This window comes from Haloarchaeobius caseinilyticus, from assembly GCF_051207395.1.
Taxonomy (GTDB): Archaea; Halobacteriota; Halobacteria; order Halobacteriales; family Natrialbaceae; genus Haloarchaeobius.
In genome coordinates this window covers 300,436-323,449 of sequence record NZ_JBPJZC010000003.1, presented here as the reverse complement: position 1 = coordinate 323,449, position 23,014 = coordinate 300,436, and the positions used below count along the sequence as shown (strand labels likewise).

Below are 23,014 nucleotides of genomic sequence, written 5' to 3'. Positions count from 1 at the left end.
AAGAGCGTACTCCTCAATGACTAAGGGTATTAATAACACATACTAATGTGTTTAATGAGTATGGATGCATTTCGTTCGAGAATCGAGTATGTTCGACAACGAGCAGTACCGAGTGGTGATAGCTCCCTCAGCCTTCGACGACGGAGACGCCGGTGACCTCGATTCTGACGCCACCAGTCTCGCTCTCTGTCACAGACAGGTCGAAGCTGTGTGCCTCGGCGATTTGGGTGACGATAGCCAGTCCGAGCCCGGTCCCGGCAGCACTCGTCGTGTAGCCCGGTTCGAAGACGGCGTCCCGTTCGTCGACCGGGATACCGACGCCATCGTCGGCGACGTAGAACCCCGCCGCCGGCGCGTCTGTTCGTACTTCTCCGAGCGAACCGACCCGAATCTCGGACACGTCGCCCCCGTGAACGATGGCGTTCCTGAACAGGTTCTCGAACAGTTGCTGGAGCCGACTCTGGTCGGCTTCGACGCACAGGTCGGTCTGGACTGAGAGTGACGCATCTTCGGTCGCGACGGCACCCCACGCCATTCGGGCGGTGTCGGCGATGAGTACCTGACTGAACTCGTCGACCGTGCGCCCGTCCCGGGCAAGTGTTAGTACCTCACCGACGATGTCACGGATGCGCCGGTGGCCGTAGCGAACGTCCTCCGCGTACGATTCGTCGCCCGTCTCGACGAACATCTCGAACGAACCAGTGGCGACGTTCAGTGGGTTCTGGAGGTCGTGTGCCACGACGCCGGCGAACTCGTCCAATCGTTCGTTCTGCCGTTCGAGTTGCTTCCGGTTCGCTCGCAGTCGCTCTTTCTGTTCGACCTGATTGAGTGCGGCCGTCGTGTTCTCGGCGAGGATCTCTGCGAACCGGATGTCCGTGTCGTCGAACGACCCGGCGATCTTCCCGATGCCGATGACGCCGTACTCCCCAAGCGGGACGTACATCGCCTGTGTGAACGCCTCGCGCTCGAACGGGTCACCCTCCTCGATGTCGTCGACGACCGTCTCTCCGCTGGTGAACGCCACACCGTGGGGCGTTCCATCGACCGCGTAGGGCGGCCGCGTCTCGATGTCGTCGACTGCCGCACCGAACGTCACGTGGCACAGTTCGTTCGCGTCGGCGTCGTACTCGCGCACGCCCACGCCGGGGAACCCGAGTATCTCGTTCGCGGCGCGGCCACACTCGGCGTACACCTCGGTCAGGCTGTCGGCTGCCATCAGGGTTCGTGTCGCCCGATGCAGCGCCTCGACGGTCTCTTCGTATCGCTGGCGTGTCCCGACGTCGCGCAGCGACCAGACGGTCCCGGCCCGCTCGCCGTCGACGACGTACGGTGACAGGTTCACCTCGTATCGCTGTGCCGGGCCGTTGCCGTGGCAGATGCCGGTCCTGAACGACGCGCCGTCGGTGTCGCCCTCGTTCAGTACTGACCGTGCCGATTCGAAGAGAGACGCAGTCCCCTCGACGAACAGCCCAGACTCGACGAGCGAATCGAGTGAGTCGCCGACCAGTTCGTCGACGCTGGTCCCGAAGACGACCGAACTGCTGTCGTTTCCACCGACCAGTGTCAGTTCATCGTCGAACACGAGGACTGCGCCCGGGAGTGAGTCGAGAATCGATTCGGCTTCGCTGGCTACCATACTGATTGCCTCCGGATTCCTCTCAAACCTTGCGACTGAGTGTAATGTGTGTGTCGGTCGTTTGCCGGCTCCCCACATCGTCGGTCCTGCACGACTCACCCGTCGCCGAGTGCGACCTGTTCGAACGAAATACACGTACCGCCATCGGTCGCGCTGTCGACCACGACCGTCCACCCGTGTGCGTGGGCGATTCGTCGGACGATAGACAGTCCGAACCCCGTCCCGTCTGGACTGGTCGAGTAGCCAGTCTCGAAGACAGCGTCGCGCTCGTCGGGTGCGATACCGACGCCATCGTCGGCGACGAAGAAGCCTGCATCCCGGGTCCCGACCGTGATCGTGGTCGCGTCCTCACCGTGGAGTGCGGCGTTCACGAACAAATTCTCGAAGACGTGTCTGAGCCGTTCGGGGTCGGCGGCGAGCGTCGTGTCGTCGCGGACTGTCAGCGAGAGGTCGCCCACCTCGACGCTCTCCCACGCTTCGCGGGCGGCCGTACGCAGTTCGACCGTCGAGAGGTCGTCGACCGTCCGCCCGTCGCGAGCTAGCGTCAACACTTCGTCGACGATGCGGTCCATCCGGTCGAGCGCGCTCCGAGCGTCGGCGGCGAAGTCTGGGTTACCGGTCTCCGTTACGAGGTCGACGAATCCTCGTGCCGCCGACATGGGGCTCTGGAGGTCGTGTGCGACCACGCTAGCGAACTCGTCTAGGCGTTCGCGTTCTTCCTCCAGTTGGCGACGCTCTTCGACGCGCTCCAGTGCAGTGTGCGTGTTCGCTGCCAGCACTTCTGCGAGCGAAATATCGCGCTCGGTAAACTCGCTATCGACCACGCCCGCACTCAACACACCGTACTCGCCCAGTGGAACGTACATCGTCTGAGAGAACACCTCGCGGCCGAACGAATCGTCCGCCGCGATGTCCGTTACGAGTGTCTCACCGGCCCGGAACGCCCGTCCGTGGGGTGAGTCGTCGACCGGATACGCCGGTCGCTCCGACACGTCGCCGACCCGGCCGCCGAAGCCGACGTGGCGCAACAGGTCGCCGTCGGGGTCGTACTCTCTGATGCCGGTCCCCGGAAACCCGAGTACGTCGGTCGCCGACTCGCTGGCGACGGTGAACACTGCTGCGCGGTCGTCGGCGCGCATCAGCCGCCGTGTCGCGGCGTGTAGTTCCCCAAGCCGACCGTGATTCTCAGCCGTTCCCAGTCGTGTCTCGTCTGTCGTGCCCATCGTCTCTCCGACCGTGTCGCTCGGTCGGGCGCAACTGACACCTGTGACTACTTTGCTCTTACCAAAGCGTGAAAGAAAGTTGTCTGTCGTCTGGTAGAACCTATCGCCGCTCAGTACGACTTGGCGAAGTAGGCGATTTCGGTCGCCTCGTCGCCACACATCGTACACTCGTTGGCGTCCGGCGTCTCCTCCTCGTCCATCGGGAGCATCACGATTTCTGCGTGGACCTTCTCTTTGACTGCCGCTTCACAGGCTTCGTCGCCACACCACGGCGTCTTTACGTAGCCACCGTGCTGGCCGATGGTCCCGAGAATCTGGTTGACCTCGTCGACCTCGCGGATGTTCTCTTCGAGGTTCTCCTCGGCCGTCTCGTACAGTTTGTCGAATACGGCGTCGAGGTGGTCCTGCGTCGCGTCGACGATGTCCGCGCGGTCTTCGACGACTTCCTCGCCGTCGGGGCGGTGGACCACGGTGACTTCCTCGTCTTCGACCTCGTAGCCGCCGATTTCGAAGCGGACCGGGACGCCCTTCAGCTCCCACTCGTTGAACTTGAAGCCGGGATTGCGCTCGTCGCGGTCGTCGAGGTGGACGCGGATGTCCTTCTCCTCCTGCAGTTCCGCGGCGATTTCCGAGGAGTACTGGAGCACTTCGTCCTTGTTGTCCTCGTTGTAGATGGGGACGATGACGACCTGTTCCGGCGCGACGGCGGGCGGGAGCACGAGGCCCTGGTCGTCGGAGTGCGTCATGATGAGTGCGCCGAGTGCGCGCCACGAGAGTCCCCACGAAGTCGTCCACGCCGTCTCTTCCTCTTCGTCCTCGTCGGTGAAGGTCACGTCGTACGCCTGGGCGAACGACTGGCCGAGGTGGTGCGAGGTGCCGCCCTGCACGGACTTGCCGTCGGGCATCAGCGCCTCGACGGTCGTCGTCGTGTTCGCGCCGGGGAACTTGTCGTGGTCCGGCTTGCGGCCGCGCATGACCGGGATGGCGAAGACCTCCTCGTAGAGACGCTCGTACTGGCCGAGGCGCATCATGACCTCGTCCCAGGCGTCGTCCTCGGTCGCGTGTGCGGTGTGGCCCTCCTGCCAGAGGAACTCCTTGGTGCGGAAGAACGGCTTCGTCTCCGTCGCCTCCCACCGGATGACCGAACACCACTGGTTCAGCTGCATCGGCAGGTCGCGGTGGCTGCGAACCCACTGGCTCATGAACGGCGTGATGATGGACTCACTGGTCGGGCGAACCGCGAGTCGCTCTTCGAGTTCCTCGTGGCCGCCGTGGGTCACCCACGCGACCTCGGGGTCGAAGCCTTCGACGATGTCCTTCTCCTGTTCGAGGTAGCTCTCGGGGATGAGGACCGGGAAGTAGCTGTTCTCGACACCGGTCTCTTTGAACCACCCATCCAGATGGTTCTGGAGGCGCTCCCAGAGTTCGTAGCCGCGGGGGCGCGTGACGATGAACCCACCCATCGGCGCGTAGTCCGCCAGCTTCGCCTTCTGGACGAGTTCGGCGTACCACTCGCCTGTCTGGTGTTCCTTGCTCTTGGTCATCCCGAGTTCCTGCTCTCCACTCATTGTAGAGGAAAACTCGTGTGTGTATCTTAAACCCCGTGAAGGTGTCCGGCGAGAGCATATCGACGACACGACCACATGTCGTCTGCTTCCAGTCGGGAACCGCCTTACCTGACAGTGAGTTTATACGCTCTCCCGACCTCCCTACGACAGATGATTTCCGACCAACCAATCACGGAGGAGTGGCGATGACGAAGGTACTCACAGGGGACTGGCGTGTCCTCGGTATCCACCGTGGTGGTCGGTCGCTCCTCCTGAAACCGCTCGACGGACAGGAGATTCCCGACGAGTTCCGACTCGGCGCGGCGACCCGGGTGGGCCGGGCGAACTACGGCGGCGACGTACAGAGGACTATCGACGAACTGGTGCCCGGCAACCGCATCACTGCGGGCGTCTATCCTGGTGAGCCGGGACGATTCACCACGGTCGACCTCGTCGACGACCAGCGTCTCGTCGTCGCCGATTCGGTGACCGCCACGCCGCGATTCGTCCAAGACCTCTGGGCCGAGGCCGACTCGTCCTACGACGGCGACGGGCCGCTCGCGCTCACTCGGTCGCTCGACGTCCCGGACACCGTCGCCGAAGTGTACGTCGCCGCGAGTACCGCGGTCAGCGACGACGACCTCTGGTGGGCGTTCGTCGGCGGCGAAGTCGACGAATCGCTCTTCGAGGGGTTCGACCACGCCGAGGGTCGGCCGGCGGAATTCCTCGCGGCGAACCCCGACGGAACGCCGTACTTCTGGGTCGTGAAGTTCGGCGACCGAGACACGGACGCGGCGCTCTCGCTGGCGCGTGGGACCGGTATCGTCGAACCGAATCAGGACATCGAGGACGCCGTGCAGGCGGCACTGGCAGAACACGGCTTCGCGGACGCAGTTCGGCTCAACTGACGGTCGACTATCGCTTTTCTCTCACTGCGGGTAGTGGTTCGCCAGACTCTATCTCGTAGTCGAGCAACTCGTCGCCGTCGGCGTCGAAGTCGAAGCGGCCCAGTACTGTCTCACCCGCGAGCAGGTGCGGGAGCCAGATTCGGTCGTCGTCCCACATCTCGTCGTACGGAATCGAGTCGACGTGGAACCACTCTGGGTCCGCTTCTGGCGTCTCGGTCGGCGTCCCCTCGAACGAATCCGTGAGGTAGCAGTGACAGCGAAACAGCGTGTCGTCGCCGAAGTAGAACAGCAGGTCGCCCAGTCGCGTCGGGTCGTGGACCTCGATTCTGAGTTCTTCGCGGACCTCGCGGACGATGGCCTCGCGCGGCGTCTCGCCGGGTTCGACCTTCCCGCCGGGGCCGTTGTACAACCCCGCACCGAGGCCGCGTTTCTTCTCGATGAGCAACACCTCGTCGTCTTCGCGGACGAAACACAGCGTGGCTTCGTCGACCGCTTCGCCCGTGTCGGTGTCCGTTTCCGTATCCTCGCCCATACCTGTACTCGGTCGGGCGCGACAGTTAGCCGTGACGTTGCCGGTCCAGAAACCAGACGAGGCCTGCCACCGGGATGGCGACCAGTGACGGCCAGAGACTCGAACTGAGGTACACGTCCAGCGAGGGCAACTGTGCCCACGTGAGTGGGTAGAGGTACGGCGGGGCGACGCCGCTCGCTCTGACGACCATGTAGTCCATCAGGACGTGGAGGCCGACTGCGCCGAACAGCGAGCCGAGGACGACTCGTCGTTCTCTGGGCGGAACCAGCAGCGACCCTGCGAGGACGAAACACGTCGCCGCGCCGACCGTCTGGAGCGCGTACCACGAGCCCTCGACGCCAGCAACTGCGACTCGGGTCGACCCGGTGAGCATGTACGCTTTCGCCGCGTCTGGAACGACTGCGCCGACCATCGCCATCGGGACGTGTCGTGACGCGAGCCAGTCCACTCGCCACGAGAGGACGGTCGCAGCGACGTAGGCGGCCAAGACGTGCGTCAGGAGGTCACTCATCGTCGCCACCTCGGGGGACGAACCGGAGTTTTCGGGGCTGGAACTGCCAGCGCGAGACCGTGAGTGTGAGCGTCAGGACGACCGCGAGCGCGGAGATGACGAGCATGTACGTGACGCCTCGTTGGTTGGACACCACGATTCGGTCGGGGTCGATTCGGTCGTCGGGTCGCGCCGTGCCATATACCTGTACCGTGTCGCCGACCGCAACGGCCGCCGGTCGCTCGGTGACGCGGACGAGGCCGTAGTCCCCGTAGAGGCCGGTGAAGCCGCTCTCGTTCGCAGCGACGACGTCGACCCAGAGGTGGACCTGCTCACCGTGGGAGGACTCGAACGACGATTCGAGTTCGCCGTCGGTCGGGTAGGCTGACTGCGCCCGCTCGTTCCCCGCGTAGTCGACCATCGCGCACCCGACAACACCGAGACAGCAGAGAATCAGACAGAGTCGGACGAGGGGCCGCTCGAACATGTGCTGCCCTGTCGCGGCGGGCGACTAACCGTTTGCGGTCGGCTCAGGGGTCGAGTGTCGAATCGGTTCAGTCGTCGAGTCGGTCTCGCAGTACGTCGGCGAGTATCGTCCGGTGACAGCGTTTCTTGGCCGTGTTCTCGTAGCAGACGAGGACGAGATTTTCACCGCGGCGGAGGCGCGAGACGACCGAATCGACGGCGTCGCGTGTCTCTGGAATCTCACTGAGGGCCTGCCGATATCGGACTTCGAAGTCGGTCTGCTCCCACGCCATGTTGTGCGCTTCTTCGCCGCAGATACCACTTCGTTTCAGGTCTTCCTCGGCAGTCTTCGTCTCGTCCAGCAGGTCGGCCGGCGGACCGAGCGCAGGGACGTTCTCGTCGACCGCAGCCGAGAACCAGCGCGTCGGTCTGCGGACCACGCCGACGAGCGTCTCGTTCTCGGTAGGGACGAACAGGTCGTGCTGGAGGGCCGCGACGTAGGTGTCGCGGACGGTGCCGGAGTCGCCGTCGTCAGCGCCGGGCCCGGTGTTGGAGTCGGTCATGGTTCGTCGTCCACTGGGTCGACCGCGAACGGTGACTCGCGTGCGGTCCAGCCCCATCCCGGAATCACTTCCTGAAAGCCGGCCGCGAGTGCGGCGTCTAAGTCGTCCGCGCCTGCAGCGTCGCCCTCGTCACCGTGAGTCAGCAGGTCGGCATAGTGGAACGTGGCTTCGCCGAGCATCTGCAACGGCTGTTTGCCTGCGATAGTCCCCGCAAGTTCTCGTCCCAGCATCTCGTCGACGACGAAGCCGGGGTAGTCGCCCTCTACGTCTAAGTCGCGCAACAGGGCGACCATCGCCGCGACGTTGACCGCCCGGTCGCCGTCGGCGAACAGGGTGTCCACTGCATCGTGATACTGTTCGACAGACACGGAATCGACCGGGACCGCGAACCGTTCCGACAGGTCGGCGCGAACCTCGTTGATGAGTGGCACGACGGTCGACGCTCGGTTTCGGACCCAGTCTCGCTCTTTCGTGACTCGCTCTGCTGTCAGTTTCATACGGACGGTTTCGATGGCAAATGGCCTGAATATTGCGAAGGCTTTTATAACTCGGAAGGTATAGCGTCGGGTAAGCGGGTTCTCCCCGGGACATCCCACACGGACTAGCGTCTGTGAGGGTCCCCACCGCAGGTACCAGAAATGTACCAGGACGATACTTCAGACTTACAGCACACTACGTGCGACCGCTCGTCTCCCTCACAGCGAGGCGGCCACGGCACTCTCGCGTCCGACCAGGACGTGACAGCCGGATCCCGAGGAGACGTCCGACGACGCGGGGGCATCTGCCTCCCGCGACCGGACGACACGCTACCGCATTTTCCCGAGATATGAGTTCCGTAGACCAACAACTCGAAGAACTACGAGCAGAGATTATCAGCGAGATTCCCAGCGACATCTCGGTCTCCGCGGTCAAGTACGAAGGCCCGGAGCTCGTCGTGTACACACGCGACCCGAAGAAGTTCGCCCAGCAGGGCGACCTCATCAGGAAACTCGCCTCTAAACTGCGAAAACGCATCACCGTCCGGCCGGACCCCGACGTACTCTCACCCCCGGAGTCCGCCCGCGAAGACATCATGAACGTCATCCCGGAAGAGGCGGGTGTCACCGACCTCGACTTCCACGCCGACACCGGCGAAGTCGTCATCGAGGCGCAAAAGCCCGGGATGGTCATCGGCCGTCACGGGTCGACGCTTCGTGAAATCACCCAGAAGGTCGGCTGGACGCCCGAAGTCGTCCGCACGCCGCCTATCGAGTCCTCCACCGTCTCGAACGTCCGGAACTTCCTCAAGCAAGAGCGCGAGGACCGGCGCGACATCCTCGAACGGGTCGGGCGACAGATTCACCGCGAGGAGATGTCGAAGGACGAGTGGGTCCGCATCACGACGCTCGGCTGCTGTCGTGAAGTCGGTCGCGCCTCCTTCATCCTCTCGACGCCCGAGACGCGCATCCTCATCGACTGTGGGGACAAGCCCGGTGCCGAAGACGAGGTGCCGTACCTCCACGTGCCCGAAGCGACGCCGCTCAACTCCATCGATGCGGTCGTCCTCACACACGCCCACCTCGACCACTCCGCACTGGTCCCCCTCCTGTACAAGTACGGCTACGACGGTCCCATCTACACGACCGAGCCGAGCCGTGACCTGATGGGCCTGCTCACGCTCGACTACCTCGACGTGGCAGCCAAAGAAGGCCGCACCCCGCCGTACGAGTCCGAGATGGTTCGCGAGGCCATCAAGCACACCATTCCGCTCGAATACGGCGACGTGACCGACATCGCGCCCGACGTGAAGCTCACGTTCCACAACGCGGGCCACATCCTCGGCTCCGCCGTGAGCCACTTCCACATCGGCGATGGCCTCTACAACGTGGCCTTCTCCGGTGACATCCACTACAAGGACACGCGCCTGTTCAACGGCGCGGTGAACGACTTCCCGCGCGTCGAGACGCTCGTGATGGAGTCGACCTACGGTGGTCGCAACGACTATCAGACCGACCAGCAGGACTCCGAGAACACACTCATCGAGGTCATCAACGAGACCCACGAGAAGGGTGGGAAAGTCCTCATCCCGGCGTTCGCAGTCGGTCGGTCGCAGGAGATCATGCTCGTCCTCGAACAGGCGATGCGCAACGGCGACATCCCGAGCATGCCCGTCCACTTGGACGGGATGATTTGGGAGGCGACGGCCATCCACACCACGTACCCCGAGTACCTGCGTGACGACCTCCGGGACCGCATCTTCCACGAGGACGAGAACCCGTTCCTCGCCGAGGAGTTCAACCACATCGACGGCGGCGAAGAGGAGCGACAGGACGTGGCCGACGGCGGCCCTGCCATCGTCCTCTCGACCTCCGGTATGGTCACTGGCGGCCCCATCATGTCGTGGCTCCGCCACGTCGGTCCCGACGAGAACTCACGGCTCGTCTTCGTCGGCTACCAGGCGCAGGGGACGCTCGGCCGACGCATCCAGAACGGCTGGGACGAGATTCCGGTCTCGGAGCGCGGCAACGGCGGCGGTGGCGGCAGTCGCGGCAACACGATGAAGATGAAGATGGACGTCGAGACCGTCGACGGCTTCTCCGGTCACGCCGACCGGCAGGGACTGATGGACTTCGTCCGGACGATGAACCCGCGGCCCGAGAAGGTGCTCTGTGTCCACGGCGACGAGTCGTCGGTACAGGACCTCTCCTCGGCACTCTACCACGAGTTCAACATGCGGACGTTCGCGCCGAAGAACCTGGAGACGTTCCGGTTCCGCTGAACGTTCCGGACTGACGCCCCCACAAGATACTTTCCGTTCCTGTCGGTACGTCGGTACATGCCCTCGCCCTCCAGGCGACACCTCCTCAGCAGCACCAGCGCCGCGCTCGCCGGTTCTTCCCTCCTCGGACTGACCGGCTGTCTCGGCACGAGCACCGATGGCACCGACGAGTCGCGACCCAACGAGTCGGCTACGGACACGAACGAATCGACCAGCGACGATGCCGTGGTCCTCCAAGCCGAGACCGACCTCGTCACGAGTCAGGAACCCATCCACGTCCTCTCGACTGGACTCCGTGACTTGCTCGTCGCTGCCGCGCGCTCCGGTGAGACGCACCGCGCGACGTTCGACCGCGGCGTCAGGTCGCCTCCGAACCCGGTGCTCCCCGCCCACCCGACGGTCCGCTTACGGGGTGTCGACGAGTCTGTCGCCGACACCTACGACCTCGCCGTCGAAGCCGGCGCACACTACGAACTGCAACTCTCGGCGGAACGAGTCGACGACGTTCCGGCCGATGCGGACGTGACCGGTCCCGAGAACCTCTCCGGCGACCAGCGTGCACTCGTGCACGATGCGGTCCGGGGCGACCACCCGACGGTCACGCCGGAGACCGAACTCGGGTCGTGGGTCCGCCACGAGTTCCTCGACAGCTACGTCCGTTTCGACGGGAACGTATACGGCGGTTACGAGGTGCAACAGACCGATTCCGCGTTCTTCAGTGACACGGTCTGGTACGTCCTCTCACTCTCGCCCGCCTCCGACGCGGAGAACCCGACAGTTCTCGACTGTTCGTCCATCGACACCGAGGTACGCGACCGACTGTCCAGTGTCGTCGGCGACGCCGGGAGCTTCCCCAAGACGATTTCGTCGCCGTCCGACTCAATGCGGGCGTTCGCACAGGACGACCCACTGGTCACGACCCACACGAACGTCTTTCGCGTCACGACGAGGCCCGAGGATTCATAGGGCAGACCGCGGCCAGTCTCGGCGTGCTGTGACGACCACTGCACGGGTAGTCGCGGTCGTGTGACGCTCCACCCGTGCAGCCCGGTGAGAGCGTCGCCTGTTCGCCCGATGCTGAGCCGATAGCCACTGCACTGTCACGCCACGACCGCAATGCCTATCGGACCACCTCGACACCTCCGTACATGTTCAACGCTCCCGTCTTCTGGGCGCTCCTCGCCATGGTCGCCTGGGGCCTCTGGGCGGTCGTCGCCGACGTGGCCACCCGGACCGTCTCGCCGACCGTCGCGATGATCGTCTCCTACCTCGTCGGTACCACGCTGGCCGTCGGCTACGTCCTCAGCCGACCGGAGAGTGTCAGCTACACCAGAGACGGTCTCCTCGTCGCCGCAGTCGCCGGCGTCTTCTCCGGTATCGGCGCGGTCGCGTTCTACGCCGGCCTCGAAAGCGGAGACGACACAGGACTGGTCACCACCATCTCCGCACTCTACTTCGTCGTCGCCGCAGCCATCGCTATCGTCGCGTTCGACCAGTCGTTCGAACTCCGCGACGTGGCCGGACTCGGCTGTGCCGTCCTCGCCGTCGTCTTGCTGTCGAGTTGAGCCACGAGCCACGAACCGCGGTTCTCTGTGAATTCAGCGGTCAGGCGGTGTCGGGTGCCGCTGGGAGCGTGAGCGTCACGGTTGTCCCGTTGGCGACCGTCACGTCGACGGTGCCGCCGGCGTTCGTCGTAATCCAGTTGACAAGCCACAGCCCCAGCCCGCTGCCGTGGTGGAGCGGCGTCTCCACGCCGGTTTCGAGGATGGTCCGGTCGTGCGCCGAGAGACCGGGGCCGTCGTCCTCCACGACCAGGTCGACCAGCAGTTCGTCTTGGCGGACCGTCGCGGAGACGACGGCTGCCTCGTCGGCACTGCCGTGTTTCAGTGCGTTCACGCACAGCTCGCGGAGCGCGAGTTCCAGTTCGTCACCGAGTGCGACCCGAACGTCGTCTGGGACGTCGATGACGACGTGGCCGTCCGACTGTCGGCTCTGTGCGTACGAGAGCGCCCGCTCGACGACCGGAGCGAGTTCGACCACGACGGCCGACCCTTCCCAACGTGCGGCCTGTCTGAGCGCGTGTGCTTTCTCGCTCAGCGCGGCGAGGTCGGCAGCCGTCGCTTTGATGTTCTCGAGGTAGAGTTCAGCCTCATCGCCTCCGTGTTCGGCCGCTGTGTCGGCCGCCTCCACGTCGTCGAGCGCCTCGACGTAGCCCGAGATGGCCGTGATGTCGTTGCGGAGGTTGTGCCGAAGCACGCGATTGAGGACCTGCACGACCTCTTCGCGCCGCTGCGTTTGTGTCACGTCACGGGCCGCACCGTGGATGCCCTCGACTTCGCCGTCGACGACCAGTGGTGCGATGTTCAGTTCGAGGACGAGTCGCTGGTGCTGTCGCCCGGCGACGGTAAGCTGCACGTCGTGGACCGCCTCGCCGTCGAGGACGCGCCTGAACATGTCGAAGGCCTCGTCGAGGTCGCGTGCGACGACGAGTTCTGCGAAGTGCATCTCGTCGAAGGCGTCGGTTGGCAGCCCGAGCGTGTCCACGACCGACTGCGAGACGTACTCGAACTTCCCGTCGGTGTCCATCAGGAACAGCAGGTCGAAACTCGTCTCGGTGATGCGCCGAATCAGTTCGTCACGGTCGGGCGCGTCGGTCGAATCTGCGGCCGCAGCGTGGTCGCGTTCTATCGTCTCTCGGACCGCTGTAGCGACGTGTTCGGGGTCGACCGCCGTCGTCGACGACGGGACGTAGGCGTCGACGCCAGCAGCGACGGCGTCGCTCGCCAGTTGTTGGTCACCATCGACGGCGACGAACACGACCGATGTGGCCGGACTGACCGACGCGAGGTGTGAGAGCGCGTCGACCGTCGGCGGGTCGTGGACACAGACGAGACAGTCCGCCGGACGGTCGTCCTGCTCGGCGGACTCAGTCGTCACAGTCGCGTCCAGTCGTGTGGCGAGTTCGTCGCGGAGCCACGTGGCCGGTTCGACGACTCGAACTGTCGCGTCGGTCCCAGCCCGTAGCGTCATCTCGTGTCGTGATTCGCGCCGGGGGTGAAGTACCTGATGGCAGTCCAGAAAACTCGTAAATCGGCCACCGCTACGCCCACTTCTCAGTTCCTGAAGTAGACGTAGAAGTGGTGGTCCTGACAGTCGCCGTGGACCATCCCGTCGTAGACGGTGTCTGCCTCGAGCGGTTCGATGCGTGCCTCCGTCACTGTCGATCCGCTCGGGATGAGGGCTGCGCCTCGTCTCCCACACCCTGTGAACGGGCAATCGACGTGCTGGAGGACGGGCCCTTGCGTCCGTTGTTGCTTCCCCTCAGTCTCGTACCGTACCCCCGACGTATCTCTGGAATTCACGTGTCTCACCTCACCCGATAGACTCACTAACGTCGGTCACGAGCCACGTTCCCCCCGGGTGGCAGGCGCATCGGTCGACGAGCGTGTCGGGCAGAGTGTATGTCGGCCTTCGTCAACCGCAGATATAACTGAGACCCTGATAATCCCATCCCCTCAGTCACTCGACAGTCTCTGCCGGGTCGACGAACTCACCCGACGCAGGATAGATGCCGACCTGGTCGCAGTAGTCGGCCAGTGGACACGCTTCCGGGTCGTCCAAACACGCCGGTTTTCGGGCGGTGCAGTACTCACGGCCGAACTGGATCATCGCCGTGTGGCCGAAGCCACACTTGTCGGCGGGGACGTCCCGTTCGAGATATTCGCGTACCTCCTCGTGGTCGGCGTCCGGCGGTGCGAGTCCCATCCTACGAGCGATGCGGTGGACGTGCGTGTCGACGGGGAAGACGCCGCCGCGGCCGCCAGCGAACAGCAGGACGCAGTCGGCGGTCTTCGGGCCGACGCCGGTCACAGAGAGCAACGTCTCGCGGACTTCGGCCGGGTCGCCGTCGCGGACGTAGTCGTCGAAAGCGGCGGTCGAGCCGAACTCGTCGAGGACCCACTCGGCGGTCCGGCGGATGACTTCGGACTTCTGGTTGTACAGCCCCGCCGAGGCGATGGTCTCGGCGATGTCGTCCTGTCTCGTCTCGGCCAGCGTTTCGGCGAGCGAGTCGGCCGGGCCGAAGCGAGCCATCAGGTCGTCGTGGGCTGGTTGACTCGCCTTGTCGCTCGTGTTCTGACTGAGGATGGTCCGGACGAGACACTCGAAGCCGGCCTGTCCACCGTAGGCTTTCTGCCAGTACTGTTCACCGAGGCGGTCGACCACCGCTTCGGCGCGGGTGTCGGCCTCGCCGGGTTCGAACTGTGCCTCGGTACCACCACCGCCCGGCCCACCAGAGATGTTCTCTGCGGGTTCGTCGTCGGCCATGTACGGGGGTTACGGGTCGAGCGAGAAAACGGGTCGGGTCGCCGTCGTACCAGCCAGGTCACCAGTCGTCGAACGTGGGGGCCGACTGCTCGACTTCGAGGACGATGCGAGCCTCGGCACCGTCGGCGAGCGCGTCGACGAGATCGCGGTCGAAGCCCTCGGCGGCGAACGGAGCGGCGAGCAGGATAGTCCGGTCGTCGATGTAGTCGGAGGTTCGGCCGACCAGACTACGGTTGTCGGTAAGTTCGAGGTCGGGGTGGCCGAGACCGGGCAGCGAGTCGCTGTAGCCGCCGGCTTCGATGGTGAACGTGATGCGTGCGCCCTGCTGCTGACAGGCTTCGCGGAACTCCGGGTCGAAGTCGGCGGGCGAGCGGTCGGCACCGATGGCGAGGATACAGTCGCCGGCCTCGGTCAAGAAGTCGTCCGTCGTGACCTCGAAGGTGCTGGTGTGTTCGGCAGAGACGTTCTCGTGACCGTGGGCATGGATGACCTCTTTCATGCGGCGGCGTATCCGACGCGGGGGCTTAACCCTCGCGGAGCACGGTCACTCCTCTCGGACGACAGTCACGGTGACGGCCCCACAGTCGCACTCGTAGGCGCGGCGGACGCCGCCAGTGGTCCGCATCGTCAGCATCGTGCTGTCGGTGTCGAGTGTCGCATCGCACCCCTCACAGGTGCTGGTCAGACGTTCGAGCATAGTTCGTACCACGACCCGTCCCACTATCAGTGTCCGCCAACTGGACAGTGAAAGTGAAAGTAGAAGGGCGACACGTCGCTGAAGCAGTCGACGTATATTGGGAACAGGTCACAAGACATTTCGTGGTTCGGGACACTCTCGGTGTCGTATGGTGAGCCAGTGGCAAGGTGGGGTCGTCGCGGGCGGGGGTGCGGATGGACCGCCGTCGGTCGAATCCTGGGAGCCTGTAACGGTCCCGGGTCGAGCCGAACAGTTCGCCGACGCGGACGCAGTCGCGTACCGGCTTCGCTTCGGCGACCCGCGGTCGAGTCCCGGCCAGCGCGCGCTGTTCGACTTCCGCGGGGTGTACGGCGACGCTCGATTCTGGCTCAACGACGAATTGCTCGGCGAGCACGAGACGTACTTCGACCAGGCACTGTTCGAGTTCGAACCAGCGAGCGAGAACGAACTCGTGGTGGAGTGTCGCCGGCCGTCCGACGGGTTCGGTGGCGTGTACGAGACCGACCACGTGCCGGCCGAACTCGCGGTGCCTGGCATCTGGTGGGGTGCCCATCTCCGGCTTCGCCCGGCGTCGTACCTCGTCGACCTGACGGTGAATCCGCGTGTGACCGACGACGGTGCGGTCATCGACGTAGCAGTGAGTATCGACGCCGGTGAGACACTCGACGAGTCGGTGACGTTGTCGCTCCGGCCGCAAGGGTTCCGAGGCGGCGGCGCGATGGAACGGGCCCGTGTCGAGGCCGCTGCTGGTGAGCGTATCACCGTGACGCAGACACTCGACCTGCGCGACCCTGCACTCTGGTGGCCACGTGGGTTCGGCGACCAGCACCGATACACCGTCCGGGCGAAGTTCCGAGACCACGAGCGGACGGTGACGACCGGCGTCTGTCCGGTCCAGTACGCGGGTGGCCTGTGGGCGAACGGCGAGCGGGTCCGGACTCGCGGGGTGAACCTCCTGCCGAGCGAGGAGCCACTGGCCGACCTGAAACGCGCAATCGAGGCGGACTGTAACCTCGTCCGCGTTCACGCACACGTCCTCCCGCAGTCGTTCTACGACGCCGCGGACGAGGCAGGCGTACTCGTCTGGCAGGACCTGCCACTCACCGGTTCGGAGACCGTCGACACCGGGCGGGGTGCGAGGCTGGCACGGACGCTGACCGGACAGTACGACCACCATCCGTCGATGGCGCTGTACGGTGTCCACGACGACCCGCTCGACCCCTTCCCGGACCAACTCGGGACAGGTCGACTCGACCGACTACGGTTCAAGCGGCGCGTGTCGGGGACCGAGGTCGACCGGTCGGGAGCCGACGACATCGCTGCGGCGTTTCCGGTCGACGCGAACGTCTTCCCGGTGTGTGGCGCACCGGGGACCGACCCAGATGCGGCCCACCTCTATCCCGGCTGGTCCTACGGCGACGCCGACGCCATCGACTGGCTCCTTGAGACCTTCCCCGAATTCGGTCGCGTCGTCACCGAGTTCGGTGCTGGGTCGCTCGCCGACCCCGCCGCGAAGCCAGACGGTCTCGACCTGCGACGACACGAGGCAGCGGTGGACAGCACAGACCCTGCAGTCTCGCAGGCGAGACAGGCACGGACGATAAAGCGAGTCGCCGAAGCCCTGCGGTTGCACGGTAGCGACGTGGCTGCTGCCTTCTGTCTCCGTGACCTCGCTCCCGGCGGTGGCATGGGGCTGCTGGAGCAAGACGGGACAGCGAAGCCTGCCTATCGCGCGCTCGCCGACTCGTTCCAGCCAGTCGCGGCGCTGGCCGAGGGGCCGGTGTCCGGAACGGTCGACGTGACGGTCGTCAACGACACGCCGCAGCAAGTCGACGGCACGTTCTCGTGGCAGGTCGACGGCGCTGGTACCGCTGGCGAGTCTATTCCAGTCGTCGTCGCACCCGGCGACGGCGAACCCGTCGGAACCGTCTCGATACCCGACACGGCCGACGAACTCTCACTCGTCGTGGAGTCGGCGTATGGACTGAGCGAGAACATATATCATTTATAAACGCCAGTAGTGTCCGTGGTACCACTTTACACACCACAGGGCCCTGCTGTCTACCGATTTCGGATATTCAGCCAATCGGCATATTTTTATAACTGGGTGTGTTATTAGCTGATACCAGAACGCCGCCGGTGTTCCGGTAGCATCGTTAGCCGACCAGAATGACACGGAATCTTGTCCCCGAGATGTCGCAGGCAGTTAGCGATTGCTACCGTCCGGCGCGGGACGGAATCGAGGTACGAACACAATGGCTGATTCGATAGACACATCCAAGAACGTAGAACTCACAGAAGACGACCTTGAGAACAAATCCAAGGGTCAACTTATCAAACTCGCAGGGCAGCTGCGAGACCGACGTAACGAGCTCAACCAGATGGCTTCTGAGCGCGCGTCCAGTCGTGACGATCTGAACGCGAAGACGCGCGAAAAGGTAGACGAGGCACAAGAGCACCGCGAGCAGCGCGACGAGCTCAACGAGGCCGTTCAGGAGCACAAGAAGAAGCGTAACGAGCTCAACGCCGAGGCCAACGAGCACTTCGACGAGGTCGAGGAGATGAAGTCCGACCTCGAACTCGACGACGGCACGGACCTCGAAGACCTCGAGTCCGAAATCGAAGACCTGGAGTTCAAGCAGCAGACCGAAGTTCTCTCCGCGGAGGAAGAGCGCGAACTCATCGAGAAGATCGAGGGCAAGCGTGAGGAGTACGCCTCGCGCAAGGAGAAGATGGGGCAGAACGACGACCTCGACGGACTCGTCGACGAGGCCGAGGAGATTCGTTCCGAGGCGTCCAAGCACCACCAGAAGGTCACGGAACTCGCAGACCAGGCGCAGGAACACCACAACCAGATGATCGAGGCCTACCGCGAGGCCGACGACATCCGTGACGAAGCCGACGAGATGCACGAGAAGTTCGTCGAGGCCCAGGAAGCGGCCGACCGTCACCACGAGGACTTCGTCCGCGTCCAGAAGCGCCTGCGCGAGATGGACAAGCAGGAGGAGAAGGCAAAGCAGTCCGAGCGCGACCAGAAGCGCGAGGAAGTCGAGGCCGAGGCCGAGGAGATCTACCAGAAGTTCAAGGAAGGCGAGACCCTCGACACCGAGGACCTGATGAAGCTGCAGAAGGCAGGCCGCCTCTAACTGCGTAATCGGGGACTCTCTATCTGCTGTCGGACAGTGTAGGGCCGTCCGAGAGGGGGTGAGGGGATTCGTCTCTCGCTCGCGGCAGATTTTTGTACACAGTCGTGTTCGATTCCGATAGTGGCTACGCTGGTTGTCTGTGTCGACCGGACCGACGACATCGGTCGGAAGACGGGGCTGAAGACACCGGTCGTCGGCTGGGAAGCGGTTCGCTCGCTCGTGACCGACGTGGGGTTGGCAGACCCGGAAGACTCGAGTGTCAACTGTTTACTGGAGACGCTTCGTGTCGCCCGTGACTTGCGCGACGCCGACGAAGAGACGGTCGTCGCGGTCGTCTCGGGGTCGACCGAGACGGTCGTCGGCGCGGACCGGTCCGTCGCCGCCCAGTTGGACGAACTCATCGACCGGTACGACCTCGATTCCGCCGTCGTCGTCATCGATAGTGCACAGGACGAACGACTCGTCCCCGTCGTCGAGTCGCGACTCCGTGTCGATTCGGTCGACCGAGTGGTCGTCCGGCAGGCACGCGACATCGAATCGACGTACTACATACTCAAACAGTTCCTCGCGGACGAAGAGTTGCGCCAGACCGTCCTCGTCCCGCTCGGGGTCGCCCTCGTGGCGTTCCCCGCGCTGGCGCTGTGGCAGGGACCAGCAGTCGGCGCGGCGACCATCACCGCCATCGTCGGCCTGTTCTTGCTGTACAAGGGTTTCGCCATCGACGACGTGTTGAAAGAGGGGGCGGCCCAGACCCAGACGGCGCTCTATTCGGGCAACGTCTCCGTCGTCACGTACGTCGTGGCGGCCGGGTTGACGATGGTCGGCTTCTTCGTCGGCGCGCTCGGTGTCCAGGGAATGGGCGACCAGCAAGGAGTCGTCCTCCCGGCGATGCGATTCGTCTTCGACGCCATCCCGTGGCTGGCGATGGCGGGTGCGACCGCGGGTATCGGTCGGTTGCTCGACGAGGCAATCGGCGAGGACACCGTGTCGAGTGCGACGTTGAACCTGCCCTTTACGCTCGTGTCGGTGTCGATGGTCGTCCGTGGCATCTCGGCGTACTTCCTCGAACGGGCGGACGTCATCGGCCAACTGGTCGTCCCGCAGATTACCGTCGGGGAGCGCGCAGTGCTCGGGCCGGTGATGGTGACGGCTGGTGAACGACTCGCCGTGTTCGTCGGCGTCGCGGTCCTGTTGGCGCTCGTCGGCGTCCGAGTCGCGTCTATCTTCTCGGGAACGACCATCGAGGAAGCGGAGTTAGAGCAAGGGTCGTAGTTCGCGCGGCCGAGCAGGTCCGTCACACGTTTAGTCCCCCAGTGCTCTCTTCGAGGCATGACCGCAGAGGGTTCGTGGGTGAGCCTGTTCTCCGGCGGAAAGGACTCCTCGTGGGCGCTGTATCGCGCACTGGAGGAGGGCCTGCCGGTCTCGCACATGCTCACGGTCCACCCCGAGGGCGAATCGTACATGTACCACGTTCCGGCGACTGAGCTGACCTCGCTCGCCGCCGAGAGCGTCGGCCTGCCGCACGTGAACGTCACGCCCGAGGACTTCGACGCGATGGCGGCCGAGGATTCCAGCGTGCAGGGCGACGCCGAACTGGAGCCGCTGGAGGCGGCCCTGTCTGACCTACAGGGCGACCTCGACGGTGGTCTCGCCGGCGTGACCGCGGGCGCCATCGAGAGCGAGTATCAGACCTCGCGCATTCAGGGAATGGCCGACCGACTCGGCTGTGACGTGTTCGCCCCGCTGTGGCAACAGGACCCGGACGACCTCGCGACGGCGATGCTCGACGCCGGGTTCGAAATCACCATCATTCAGGTCGCTGCCGGCGGCCTCGACGAGTCCTGGCTCGGTCGGACGCTCGACGCCGACGCAGTTGCGGAGTTGCAGGACCTGCACGACGAATACGGGGTCCACATCCTCGGCGAAGGCGGCGAGTTCGAGACGTTCGTCACGGACGGGCCACACATGGACCGTCCCATCGAACTCGACTACGAGACGGTGTGGGAGGGAACCCGCGGCCACGTGCAGATAACTGACGCGCGACTTGGCTAATCGCGGCGGGTCTCTCGCCCCGTTTCGACACCATAAGTGTCGGTAAATTGACTCTGTCGCCGACTTCCGCGACCCGTACACTTTATCGCTCCGAACACCCACACTGGAACATGACCGAATCCGAGGGTTCGCCACTGCACGTTTGTGTCGTGGCAGAAACGGATACGTTCACGGCAACCCTCGCAGACGCGTTCGACGGAGTCGACGCCACCGTCGACGCGTGTAGCGACATCGACGAGTGTTTCGAGACTGCGAGGTCGAGTCTCGACTGTATCGTCTGTAGCGACGGCGTCGACGACTGTCTGGCTGCCCTGCGTGCGGTTCGTGACACGACTCCCGACCTCCCGTTCGTCCTCGTTGCACGCGACGGCGACGAAGCACTCGCCAGTGCCGCGATTCGCGCCGGCGTGTCAGATTACGTGGTCGTCGACGACCAGCCGACATCGGTGGTGGCGAGTCGTGTCCTCGACGCGGTCACGACGTATCGAGACCGCCGCGACAGACACAGACGGACCAGCGAACTCGACGCGGGCGAACGAGCGTTACGAGACGCCTACGAAATCATCACGAACGTCGACAACTCACTGGAAGAGCGGGTCGACGACCTGCTGACCGTGGTCCGCGAAGCCGTGGGAACCGACTACGCCACGCTGTCGCGGGTCCACGACGAGACGTACGTGTTCGAGGCCGTCGACGCCCCGAGCGACGCAGACCTCATGGCGGGCGATTCGATACCGCTGGCATCCACGAACTGCGAGCGCGTCGTCGAGACCCAACAGGCGCTCGTCCTCGACGACGTGGCGGCCGACGCACCCGAACTCGCCGACCGGGCTGGCAACGCCGACTGGGGTATCTCCTGTTACCTCGGCGCGCCGGTCACGGTCGGTGGCGAACCGTACGGGACCTTCTGTTTCTACGACAAGGAGCCACGAGAGGAGGCGTTCACCGACTGGCAAGAGACGTTCGTCGACATCTTCAGTAACTGGGTCAGCTACGAACTCGAACGCCAGCGCTACGTCGACCGACTGACCGCACTCGACGAACTCAACGGCGCGGTTCGGGCGGTCAGCAACGCGGTGATGAACCAGACGTCTCGTGCAGCCATCGAGTCGACCACCTGTCGCTCCCTCGCCGAGAGCGACTCCTACGAGTTCGCGTGGATCGGTGCGGTCGACGACGAGACCGGTCTCGTCGAACCGCTCGCAGAATCAGGGACGAACGGGTACCTCGACGACATCAGTATCTCCGTCGACACCGAGTCCTCGGCCGGTAGAGGCCCGACGGCGCGAGCCCTCGACACGGGGGAGGTGCAAGTCGTCAGGAACGTCACGACCGACGAATCCTACGCCCCGTGGCGCGAGGCGGCGCACGACCGCGGCTTCAACGCGTCGGCTGCGGTCCCCATCGGCTACGAAGGCCACCACTACGGCGTGTTGAACGTCTACACGAAGCGAACGACCGCGTTCGACGAGAAAGAACAGCGCGTCATCAGCCAACTCGGCGAACTCGTCGGACTGGCAATCACGGCGCTCGAACGAGAGGCGAAGATGCTGACGCGCGAGCGCCAGTACCGGACCCTCGCGGAGAACATCCCGGATGGGTCGGTCACGCTGTTCGACACCGACCTCCGGTACGTGACGGTTGCGGGGTCGCTCTACGACGGCGAATCGTTCGATGCAGCGGCCGTGCGCGGGGCGCGAATGACCGACGTAGAGAGTGTCCTCCCCGGGCAGGGTCGACGGGTCACGAGTGCTTGCCGGGCCGCACTCGGTGGCCAATCGAGTGACCTCGAAATCGAGGACGACGAGACGACGTATCGGGTAAAAGTCGTCCCGCTCATGGACGAATCGGGTGAGGTCACCGGCGGCATGACGCTGACACAGGACGTGACCGAGCGAGTCGGACACGAGGCACAACTCGAACACGAGCGTGAGCGCCTCGAATTCATGAACCGCATCATCCGGCACAACCTGCTCAACGGGATGAACGTCGTCCTGGCACGGACGGAGCTACTGGACGGCCACGTCGACGAAGAGATGGCGGCTCACCGGGAGACCGTCGAGACGCGAGTCGACGAGATGGTCGACCTCATCGAGACGATGGGAGGGTTCATGACGGCTATCGGCCGCGGCGGCGACGGCCACCAGCGGGGGTCGGTCGTGCTGGCGCCGGTCCTCGAACAGGAACTCGAACGGGCACGGCGAACGACGGACGGCGCGGAGTTCGAGTCGCCGAATCTCCCGGCCGTCGAGGTGTTGGCGGACGACCTACTGTCGACCGTGTTCGAGAACCTGTTGACCAACGCCGTCCAGCACAACGACAAGTCGTCCGCGGCCGTCAGCGTCGACGTCGACGTTCGGGCGGACACCGTGGTCGTGAGCGTCGTCGACAACGGTCCCGGCCTGGACGACGAACTCCGACATGCGGTGTCCGACACTGACCGGACCGGATTTTCGAGTCCGGGGACAGGTTTTGGCCTCTACCTCGTCCGCGAGGTTGTCGACAGTTACGGTGGCTCAGTCAGCGTCGCAGCGAACGAGGGGTCAGGGGTCACGGTGGATGTGACCCTCAAGCGGGCCTGAGGCGAAAACGCCGTCGGCACCCGAACTGAATTTCCGAGACCTAGACACTCTTTATCGGGACGTGTGAATCATCGACCGACGATTCTCGT

General features: G+C 64.5%; 22 protein-coding genes. 9 read left to right on the top strand and 13 right to left on the bottom strand.

Annotated elements, in window-relative coordinates; genetic code table 11:
• Positions 1-127 precede the first annotated feature (127 nt).
• The 3 genes from ACSC1P_RS14255 to proS all read right to left on the bottom strand — a co-directional run bounded on the left by ACSC1P_RS14255 (position 128) and on the right by proS (position 4,427).
• Complete coding sequence (locus ACSC1P_RS14255) at positions 128-1,636, bottom strand: sensor histidine kinase (RefSeq protein WP_435360857.1); 1,509 nt, start codon at positions 1,634-1,636, stop codon at positions 128-130.
• 95 nt (positions 1,637-1,731) lie between these two features.
• The gene (locus ACSC1P_RS14250; RefSeq protein ID WP_435360856.1) at positions 1,732-2,859 is read right to left on the bottom strand and encodes a sensor histidine kinase; all 1,128 of its coding nucleotides are present in this window, start codon (positions 2,857-2,859) and stop codon (positions 1,732-1,734) included.
• Positions 2,860-2,969: 110 nt separating this feature from the next.
• Positions 2,970-4,427: a proline--tRNA ligase gene (proS, locus tag ACSC1P_RS14245; protein ID WP_435360855.1), complete on the bottom strand. Its 1,458-nt coding sequence runs from the start codon at positions 4,425-4,427 to the stop codon at positions 2,970-2,972.
• A gap of 185 nt (positions 4,428-4,612) precedes the next feature.
• Between proS and ACSC1P_RS14240 the strand changes: the two genes are divergently transcribed.
• Positions 4,613-5,314, top strand: coding sequence for a DUF6663 family protein (locus ACSC1P_RS14240; RefSeq protein ID WP_435360854.1), 702 nt, complete (start codon positions 4,613-4,615; stop codon positions 5,312-5,314).
• 7 nt (positions 5,315-5,321) lie between these two features.
• Here ACSC1P_RS14240 and ACSC1P_RS14235 read toward each other — a convergent pair whose 3' ends face one another.
• From ACSC1P_RS14235 to ACSC1P_RS14215, 5 genes are all read right to left on the bottom strand, one after another.
• Positions 5,322-5,846, bottom strand: a complete 525-nt coding sequence (locus tag ACSC1P_RS14235) for an 8-oxo-dGTP diphosphatase (RefSeq protein ID WP_435360853.1) — start codon at positions 5,844-5,846, stop codon at positions 5,322-5,324.
• Between the two features lie 25 nt (positions 5,847-5,871).
• Positions 5,872-6,357 (bottom strand): hypothetical protein, encoded by a 486-nt coding sequence (locus ACSC1P_RS14230; RefSeq protein WP_435360852.1) that lies wholly within the window; start codon positions 6,355-6,357, stop codon positions 5,872-5,874.
• A complete protein-coding gene (locus ACSC1P_RS14225; protein ID WP_435360851.1) occupies positions 6,350-6,823 on the bottom strand; it encodes an OB-like fold-containing membrane protein in 474 nt (157 codons plus the stop codon). The genes ACSC1P_RS14230 and ACSC1P_RS14225 overlap by 8 nt, the downstream gene beginning before the upstream one ends.
• Before the next feature lie 67 nt (positions 6,824-6,890).
• Positions 6,891-7,364: a DUF488 family protein, N3 subclade gene (locus ACSC1P_RS14220; RefSeq protein WP_435360850.1), complete on the bottom strand. Its 474-nt coding sequence runs from the start codon at positions 7,362-7,364 to the stop codon at positions 6,891-6,893.
• Positions 7,361-7,861 (bottom strand): DUF7984 family protein, encoded by a 501-nt coding sequence (locus ACSC1P_RS14215; protein WP_435360849.1) that lies wholly within the window; start codon positions 7,859-7,861, stop codon positions 7,361-7,363. Before ACSC1P_RS14215 ends, ACSC1P_RS14220 begins: the two co-directional genes overlap by 4 nt.
• Before the next feature lie 329 nt (positions 7,862-8,190).
• On the opposite strand from ACSC1P_RS14215, the gene ACSC1P_RS14210 reads away from it, so the two are divergent.
• From ACSC1P_RS14210 to ACSC1P_RS14200, 3 genes are all read left to right on the top strand, one after another.
• Positions 8,191-10,122, top strand: coding sequence for a beta-CASP ribonuclease aCPSF1 (locus ACSC1P_RS14210; protein WP_435360848.1), 1,932 nt, complete (start codon positions 8,191-8,193; stop codon positions 10,120-10,122).
• Positions 10,123-10,179: 57 nt separating this feature from the next.
• Positions 10,180-11,088: a DUF7979 domain-containing protein gene (locus ACSC1P_RS14205; RefSeq protein ID WP_435360847.1), complete on the top strand. Its 909-nt coding sequence runs from the start codon at positions 10,180-10,182 to the stop codon at positions 11,086-11,088.
• Between the two features lie 182 nt (positions 11,089-11,270).
• Positions 11,271-11,687 carry an EamA family transporter gene (locus tag ACSC1P_RS14200; protein ID WP_435360846.1) on the top strand — a complete coding sequence of 139 codons (417 nt, stop codon included), beginning with the start codon at positions 11,271-11,273 and terminating at the stop codon, positions 11,685-11,687.
• Positions 11,688-11,727: 40 nt separating this feature from the next.
• Here ACSC1P_RS14200 and ACSC1P_RS14195 read toward each other — a convergent pair whose 3' ends face one another.
• From ACSC1P_RS14195 to ACSC1P_RS14175, 5 genes are all read right to left on the bottom strand, one after another.
• Positions 11,728-13,152 (bottom strand): sensor histidine kinase, encoded by a 1,425-nt coding sequence (locus ACSC1P_RS14195; protein WP_435360845.1) that lies wholly within the window; start codon positions 13,150-13,152, stop codon positions 11,728-11,730.
• An 83-nt stretch (positions 13,153-13,235) separates the two neighbouring features.
• Complete coding sequence (locus tag ACSC1P_RS14190) at positions 13,236-13,484, bottom strand: hypothetical protein (RefSeq protein ID WP_435360844.1); 249 nt, start codon at positions 13,482-13,484, stop codon at positions 13,236-13,238.
• Positions 13,485-13,641: 157 nt separating this feature from the next.
• Complete coding sequence (locus tag ACSC1P_RS14185; protein WP_435360843.1) at positions 13,642-14,448, bottom strand: endonuclease III domain-containing protein; 807 nt, start codon at positions 14,446-14,448, stop codon at positions 13,642-13,644.
• 58 nt (positions 14,449-14,506) lie between these two features.
• Entirely contained in the window at positions 14,507-14,947 is a 441-nt protein-coding gene (locus ACSC1P_RS14180) for a DUF371 domain-containing protein (protein ID WP_435360842.1), read from the bottom strand.
• Positions 14,948-14,992: 45 nt separating this feature from the next.
• On the bottom strand, positions 14,993-15,145 hold the full coding sequence (locus ACSC1P_RS14175) for a hypothetical protein (protein ID WP_435360841.1): 153 nt from the start codon (positions 15,143-15,145) through the stop codon (positions 14,993-14,995).
• Between the two features lie 148 nt (positions 15,146-15,293).
• Here ACSC1P_RS14175 and ACSC1P_RS14170 point away from each other — a divergent pair, with 148 nt between their 5' ends.
• From ACSC1P_RS14170 to ACSC1P_RS14150, 5 genes are all read left to right on the top strand, one after another.
• Positions 15,294-17,156, top strand: a complete 1,863-nt coding sequence (locus tag ACSC1P_RS14170) for a hypothetical protein (protein WP_435360840.1) — start codon at positions 15,294-15,296, stop codon at positions 17,154-17,156.
• 244 nt (positions 17,157-17,400) lie between these two features.
• Entirely contained in the window at positions 17,401-18,291 is an 891-nt protein-coding gene (locus ACSC1P_RS14165; RefSeq protein ID WP_435360839.1) for a coiled-coil protein, read from the top strand.
• A gap of 120 nt (positions 18,292-18,411) precedes the next feature.
• Complete coding sequence (locus ACSC1P_RS14160) at positions 18,412-19,563, top strand: DUF373 family protein (protein ID WP_435360838.1); 1,152 nt, start codon at positions 18,412-18,414, stop codon at positions 19,561-19,563.
• Positions 19,564-19,620: 57 nt separating this feature from the next.
• The gene (locus ACSC1P_RS14155) at positions 19,621-20,343 is read left to right on the top strand and encodes a diphthine--ammonia ligase (protein ID WP_435360837.1); all 723 of its coding nucleotides are present in this window, start codon (positions 19,621-19,623) and stop codon (positions 20,341-20,343) included.
• Positions 20,344-20,453: 110 nt separating this feature from the next.
• Positions 20,454-22,925 carry a GAF domain-containing protein gene (locus ACSC1P_RS14150; RefSeq protein ID WP_435360836.1) on the top strand — a complete coding sequence of 824 codons (2,472 nt, stop codon included), beginning with the start codon at positions 20,454-20,456 and terminating at the stop codon, positions 22,923-22,925.
• The last annotated feature ends 89 nt before the right edge of the window (positions 22,926-23,014 follow it).